Source organism: Streptacidiphilus monticola, assembly GCF_042658505.1.
GTDB lineage: Bacteria > Actinomycetota > Actinomycetes > Streptomycetales > Streptomycetaceae > Streptacidiphilus > Streptacidiphilus monticola.
In genome coordinates this window covers 1-652 of the sequence record NZ_JBHSQJ010000201.1, presented here as the reverse complement: position 1 = coordinate 652, position 652 = coordinate 1, and the positions used below count along the sequence as shown (strand labels likewise).

The window sequence follows — 652 nt, the reverse complement described above, 5'->3', positions numbered from 1 at the left end:
ACAGGAGACGGGTCGTGAGCTTGAGGATCGTTGTCTTGGTGAAGTACGTGCCGGATGCGACCGGGGATCGCCGGTTCGCGGAGGACGGTACGACGGACCGTGAGGGTGTGGACGGTCTGTTGTCGGAGTTGGACGAGTACGCGGTGGAGCAGGCGTTGCGGGTGGCCGAGGCGTCGGGTGATGCCGAGGTGACGGTGGTGACGGTGGGTCCGGACGATGCGCGGGATGCGTTGCGCAAGGCGTTGTCGATGGGTGCGGACAAGGCTGTGCATGTGAGCGACGAGGACATCCATGGGTCGGATGTGATGGGGACGTCGTTGGTGCTGGCGCGGGCGGTGGAGAAGGCCGGCTTCGATCTGGTGGTGGCGGGGATGGCGTCGACGGACGGCACGATGGGTGTGGTGCCGGCGTTGGTGGCGGAGCGGTTGGGGGTGCCGGCGGTGACGTTGGTGTCGGAGTTGTCGGTGTCCGGGGGGGTGGTGTCGGGTCGCCGGGACGGGGATGTGGCGTCGGAGCAGTTGGAGGCGGTGTTGCCGGCGCTGGTGTCGGTGACGGATCAGTCGGGTGAGGCGCGGTATCCGTCGTTCAAGGGGATCATGGCGGCGAAGAAGAAGCCGGTGGAGTCGTGGGATCTGGATGATCTGGGGGTGGA

At 66.9% G+C, this 652-nt stretch carries 1 protein-coding gene; it reads left to right on the top strand.

All coding sequences use genetic code 11. The features are described 5' to 3' along the window. Positions 1-14 precede the first annotated feature (14 nt). On the top strand, positions 15-652 hold a 638-nt coding region (locus tag ACFP3V_RS31315; RefSeq protein ID WP_380591072.1), incomplete at its 3' end, for an electron transfer flavoprotein subunit beta/FixA family protein.